The organism is Salinicola sp., from assembly GCF_982684285.1.
The window spans coordinates 1-5,402 of record NZ_CEXLVS010000266.1 but is presented as its reverse complement, the minus strand read 5'-3'; the positions used below and the strand labels follow the sequence as shown (position 1 = coordinate 5,402).

7 protein-coding genes are annotated in these 5,402 nt (G+C 59.1%); 6 read left to right on the top strand and 1 reads right to left on the bottom strand.

Annotated elements, in window-relative coordinates; all coding sequences use genetic code 11:
• The coding region (locus tag AC3AYF_RS17765; RefSeq protein ID WP_295041260.1) for a BapA/Bap/LapF family prefix-like domain-containing protein at positions 1-555 on the bottom strand (555 nt) is incomplete at its 3' end.
• Between the two features lie 505 nt (positions 556-1,060).
• On the opposite strand from AC3AYF_RS17765, the gene AC3AYF_RS17760 reads away from it, so the two are divergent.
• From AC3AYF_RS17760 to AC3AYF_RS17735, 6 genes are all read left to right on the top strand, one after another.
• Positions 1,061-1,687 (top strand): NUDIX domain-containing protein, encoded by a 627-nt coding sequence (locus AC3AYF_RS17760; protein ID WP_295041258.1) that lies wholly within the window; start codon positions 1,061-1,063, stop codon positions 1,685-1,687.
• Positions 1,688-1,775: 88 nt separating this feature from the next.
• On the top strand, positions 1,776-2,222 hold the full coding sequence (locus tag AC3AYF_RS17755; RefSeq protein WP_295041256.1) for a DUF1249 domain-containing protein: 447 nt from the start codon (positions 1,776-1,778) through the stop codon (positions 2,220-2,222).
• Positions 2,222-2,944 (top strand): phosphodiesterase, encoded by a 723-nt coding sequence (locus AC3AYF_RS17750; RefSeq protein WP_295041254.1) that lies wholly within the window; start codon positions 2,222-2,224, stop codon positions 2,942-2,944. Before AC3AYF_RS17755 ends, AC3AYF_RS17750 begins: the two co-directional genes overlap by 1 nt.
• A 145-nt stretch (positions 2,945-3,089) precedes the next feature.
• Complete coding sequence (cysD, locus tag AC3AYF_RS17745) at positions 3,090-4,013, top strand: sulfate adenylyltransferase subunit CysD (RefSeq protein ID WP_487780112.1); 924 nt, start codon at positions 3,090-3,092, stop codon at positions 4,011-4,013.
• 149 nt (positions 4,014-4,162) lie between these two features.
• The gene (locus AC3AYF_RS17740) at positions 4,163-4,507 is read left to right on the top strand and encodes a four helix bundle protein (protein ID WP_110630620.1); all 345 of its coding nucleotides are present in this window, start codon (positions 4,163-4,165) and stop codon (positions 4,505-4,507) included.
• 77 nt (positions 4,508-4,584) lie between these two features.
• Positions 4,585-5,402, top strand: an 818-nt coding sequence (locus AC3AYF_RS17735; RefSeq protein WP_487780111.1) for a sulfate adenylyltransferase subunit 1, incomplete at its 3' end; no start/stop codon positions are given.

Genomic DNA, 5,402 nt, shown 5'->3' with positions numbered 1-5,402 from the left:
TGCAGTATTGTCGGTCTCGTCGCCGTCACCGTCGTCGCCTGGAGGTAGCGCGTCGTCACCGTCATCGCTTCCGCCACCGCCACCGCCACCGCCCCCGCCTGCTGCCAGTGCGCCGGCTGCCAGTGCGCCACCACCAATGGCGGCCCAGCCCAACGGGGTGACGGCAGCGCCGTCGCTGCCTTCACCGGCAACGGCGGCGGGTTCGAAAACGCCGAACTCTCCCTGGGGGATGTAATCTGCCGTGACGATGCCATCACTGGTGGCGGGGCCAAGGTCCGCCCATATCAGTTCCTGGTCGTCACCGGTGAGGTAAAGTTGGCTCGTGGTGGCCTCGTCCGTGCCATAGAAGTTTTCGATTCGGATGACTTGGCCGTCCATGGTCCGAACCAGGAGATCATCGCCGTCGCGGTGCAGTCCCTGTATGTCATCAGGCGAGAGGCTCAACAGCACCTTTCTGGGCTGGTCGAGAGCAATGGTTCCGTCGCTTTCGACGCTGGTGGCGGGTGCTGCGGCAACGTCTTCGTTGAGTGCACTGATCTTCGCTGAAATGGCCATGTAACTCCCCCTGCTGGATCACCCGCGAATGCGGAAGTGGCAACGTCTTATAATCAATAAGGACGGCTTTTTTAGTCTTTGAATAGGGATAGGAGAGAACGCTGTTCATTGCAAACTGTTAAGAGCGGTGTGAATTGTAATTTTATGATAAAAGTTATTATTTTCATTTATATCAATAGCTTATAATAATGTTTAGCGATAGACGTTAGACTTTTTATCGGAATTCCTAAGTATTTTTATGCTTTCGAATGCGGAGTTTTAAGCCGATTTTAATGATCATTAGAGCTGTGGATAAATAGGTAAGATATAAATGTTTAGGCGATTGGTGTTTTGTTCTAAGTGTCGTTTGACTCCGTCTAAACGACACTTAGGGCATCACTGGTATCGAAGAGGAGTGGAGTCCGTCGGAGCCCAGGGTGCTCCCCAGGACGGCAATCGCGCCACGCCGGTTGGAATCGCTCACGGCTGCCGCAATAATGGGTTTCCAATGCCAAGGAGCCAATCCATGGGTCATGAGATCGCCCCGCTTAGCCGTTTCGACGCCCGGGATGTCGAGAGAGTAGAGGATCAGCGGCTCTACACGGGATTTTTCGATCTCGAGAAGCGTCGCCTGCGCCACCGGAAATTCAATGGCGAATGGAGCGAGGTTCTGGACCGGGAGGTTCACGTTCGCCGTGATGCGGTGGGCGTACTACTCTATGACCCGGTTCGGGACGAGGTTGTCATGGTCGAGCAGATTCGTGCCGGCGCCCTGGATGACGACACGTCTCCGTGGAAGCTGGAGCCGGTGGCGGGCCTGGTCGAACAGGGGGAGTCTCCCGCCGACGTCGCCCGGCGTGAAGCGCAGGAGGAGGCCGGGTGCGAGGTTCGCGAGTTGATCGAGCTCCATCGCTATTACCCCAGCCCCGGCGCATGCACCGAACAGGTCACCCTGTTCTGCGGTTTGATAGACAGCCAGGGCATCGGTGGTGTGCATGGTCTGGAAGAGGAACACGAGGATATTCTGGTTCACGTCATGTCGTTCCCGGAGGCCTGGGATCGATTGATGGCGGGCCAATTGGACAATGCCATGGCGTTGATTGGCTTTCACTGGCTGGCGCGCGAGCGCGCCACGTTGAGAGCCATGGCCTAGCGCGAGAGGGCAGAGGTTACGAAGTTTAGTTAGGGTCGGCTGTCCGCGTTCGCGCCCTTCACAGGCCGTCAGGCGCCAGGAGAACTGCATGAGAAAGACTGCTTACGTTACGGATCTCAAGACGCTCCAGGCCGAGTGCAGCAGCAATTATCTGCGGCTCTGCCGTCTGGTCATGGACATGGAGCCGGGTGAGATCAAGGAAGTACCGCTGTCGGGAGAGCACGCCCGTTTCGGCACGCTATGGTTCGAGGTACTCGAACAGGCGCCCTACACCACGGTCGCTCGGGTGTCCCAGACCGGGGTTCTCGACAGCTTCGTCGACTCCCCACGGATGACGGTGCATCTCTATCACGACGCCGACATGGCGGAAGTGACCGATTTTCAGCGTCAGCGCCATTTCCAGGGGCGCTATCGCTATCCCAATCCTCAGATGCATCAGCCGGACGAAAAACTGCAGATCAATCGCTTTCTGGGCGAGTGGTTGCAGCACGGGCTGGCACACGGGCATGCCGCCAACGTGCCGGAAACGCCCTGATGCGCCTGATCCAGATTACCGACTGCCATCTGTTGGCCGATCCTCAGGGAACTTCGCGCAAGGGCTTGCCGTTGCGTCAACTACAGGCGGTGCTCGAGCGCGTGCGGTCGTTGGGGCCTGATGCGCTGTTGGTTACCGGTGACGTCGCCCAGGATGAAACCTCGGCGGCCTATCGCCATGCCAGCCGGGCGTTTGCGTCCGTGGGCTGTCCGTGGTTCTGGATTCCCGGCAACCATGATCAGCCGGAGCTGATGGAAGAGTGCCATCCTCTCCACGAGGAGCTCGATCTCGGCAAGTGGCAGGTGTTGCTGTTGAACTCGCGTATCAGCGGTCAGCCCGGCGGCGAGCTGGGGCAGGAGCAACTGCAGCGTCTTGCGCTGCAGCTCGAGGCCGACGATCGACCGGCACTGATTGCCCTGCACCATCCGCCGCTGGATATCGGTTCGGTATGGATGGATGCGATCGGGTTGAAGGACAGGGACGCCCTGTGGCAGACGCTTTCCCCCTATCCCCAGGTCAAGGCGTTGATCTGCGGTCATATCCATCAGGCGTTCGCCGCATGGCAGAACGTCGTGGCCGTCTATGGCTGTCCGTCGACATCGGACCAGTTCCTGCCGAAGAGCCACGAATTCGCGATCGACGAGGCGGCGCGCCCCGGCCTGCGTGTCCTGGAACTCCGTGGCGAGACGCTGTCGACCTGGGTCGAACGGGTCGATCTCTGATCGTTTATAACCAAAAGCGCTTTTTGAATCATCTTTGATTCTTTGACGTTATTACCAATGTCTCGCTAGGGTTTGCCTCCCAGGAAGCCCATATTCTATTCAGTCTTGCCATCTCGGTATTGGTGGCGACCGTGAGACACCGACCATGACAGCTCCTATCGTCAGCGCTCAGCGCCAGACCCATCTCAAGCAGCTCGAAGCCGAGTCCATCCACATCATCCGCGAGGTCGCGGCCGAGTTCGGCAACCCGGTGATGCTCTACTCCATCGGCAAGGACTCCTCGGTGATGCTGCACCTGGCCCGCAAGGCGTTCCATCCCGGTCCGCCGCCGTGCCCGCTGATGCACGTCAACACCACCTGGAAGTTCAAGGAGATGATCGAGTTCCGCGACAAGATGGCCGCGGAGGTCGGCATGGAGCTGATCGAGCACATCAACGAGGAGGGGCGGGCCGCCGGCATCAACCCCTTCGACCACGGCAGCGCCAAGTACACCGACATCATGAAGACCCAGTCGCTCAAGATGGCGCTGGACAAGTACGGCTTCGATGCCGCCTTCGGTGGCGCGCGGCGCGACGAGGAAGCCTCCCGCGCCAAGGAGCGGGTCTACTCCTTCCGCGACAAGCACCACCGCTGGGATCCCAAGAACCAGCGCCCGGAGCTGTGGAACCTCTACAACGGCAAGGTCAACAAGGGCGAATCGATCCGCGTCTTCCCGCTCTCCAACTGGACCGAGCTGGATATCTGGCAGTACATCTACCTCGAATCGATCCCCATCGTCCCGCTCTACTACTCCGCGCCGCGTCCGGTGGTCGAGCGCGACGGCATGCTGGTGATGGTGGACGACGAGCGCCTGCCGCTGGAACCCGGCGAAGTGCCCGAAGAGAAGTGGGTGCGCTTCCGCACGCTCGGCTGCTACCCGCTCACCGGCGCGGTGGAATCGAAAGCCGCCACGCTGCCCGAGATCATCCAGGAGATGCTGCTGACGCGCACCTCCGAGCGCTCCGGCCGCGCCATCGACCGGGATCAGGTGGGCAGCATGGAGAAGAAGAAGCGGGAGGGGTACTTCTAATTCGCCTCAGGCGAATTAGAAAGCTGGAAGCCGGAAGAGAAACCAGCTGTAAGCCATAAGCTTTAAGCTGTAAGAAAAATCAAAAGCCAAAACCCTTTGATTCTGCAGGTAAAAGCGCTTTTCGTTAGCTTACGGCTGGGAGTGGAAGCATGAATTTTGAAAGATTGCAGGTTTGGAAACGCTCGGCACGCTTGTCAGCTGAGCTCTATAAGACCTTTTCCGCCCTGCGTGATTTTGGCTTTCGGGACCAGGTCACACGTTCAGGACTTTCCATTCCTAGCAATATTGCTGAGGGCATGAGCCGGTATACGAGCAAGGACAAACGCCACTTCCTGATCGTTGCCAGAGGCTCTTGTGCCGAGTTGCGTACTCAGGTCTATATCGGCATGGAAATCGGCTATATCGAACATCAGCAAGGCCAGCGATGGTTACAGGAAACCCGAGAGATATCTTCGATGCTCAACGGGTTGATAGTCACTCTGGATAACGAATGAATCTAGAGCTGGAAGCGGCGGGCTGTGGGGGGACTTACAGCTTACAGCTTACAGCTTACAGCTAGCGGGATTGCCCAATGTCACACACATCGAATCTGATCGCCGACAATATCAGCGAGTACCTGAAGGAGCACGAGCAAAAAGACCTGCTGCGCTTCATCACCTGCGGTAGCGTCGACGACGGCAAGTCGACGCTGATCGGGCGGCTGCTGCACGACTCCAAGATGATCTACGAGGATCAGTTGGCGGCGATCACCCAGGCATCCAAGACCAGCGGGACGACCGGCGACAAGGTCGATCTGGCGCTGCTGGTGGATGGCCTGCAGTCGGAGCGGGAGCAGGGCATCACCATCGATGTCGCCTACCGGTTCTTCTCCACCGACAAGCGCAAGTTCATCATTGCCGATACGCCGGGCCACGAGCAGTACACCCGCAACATGGCCACCGGGGCCTCGACGGCGAGCCTGGCGATCATCCTGATCGATGCCCGTCACGGCGTGCAGGTGCAGACCCGACGTCACAGTTTCATCGCCGACCTGCTGGGGATCCAGCATCTGGTGATCGCGGTCAACAAGATGGACCTGGTCGACTACTCCCAGGCCCGCTTCGACGAGATCGTCGCCGACTATCGCGAGTTCGCCGAAAAGCTCGACGCCAGGGACATTCGTTTCGTCCCCATGTCGGCACTCGACGGTGACAACGTCGTCAATCGCAGCGAGAAGATGGCGTGGTACCAGGTCGACGGTCGGCCCGGGCCTGCCATGCTCGAACTGCTGGAGAGCGTCGAGGTCGCCCATGACTCGAACCTCTCCGACCTGCGCCTGCCGGTGCAGTACGTCAACCGCCCGAACCTCGATTTTCGCGGCTACTGCGGCACGCTCGAGGCCGGCATCCT

Excerpts from the sequence above, each read along its gene's own strand:
- AC3AYF_RS17760 (WP_295041258.1), top strand. The coding sequence starts at position 1,061 with ATGGGTCATGAGATCGCCCCGCTTAGCCGTTTCGACGCCCGGGATGTC.
- AC3AYF_RS17755 (WP_295041256.1), top strand. The coding sequence starts at position 1,776 with ATGAGAAAGACTGCTTACGTTACGGATCTCAAGACGCTCCAGGCCGAG.
- AC3AYF_RS17750 (WP_295041254.1), top strand. The coding sequence starts at position 2,222 with ATGCGCCTGATCCAGATTACCGACTGCCATCTGTTGGCCGATCCTCAG.
- cysD (WP_487780112.1), top strand. The coding sequence starts at position 3,090 with ATGACAGCTCCTATCGTCAGCGCTCAGCGCCAGACCCATCTCAAGCAG.
- AC3AYF_RS17740 (WP_110630620.1), top strand. The coding sequence starts at position 4,163 with ATGAATTTTGAAAGATTGCAGGTTTGGAAACGCTCGGCACGCTTGTCA.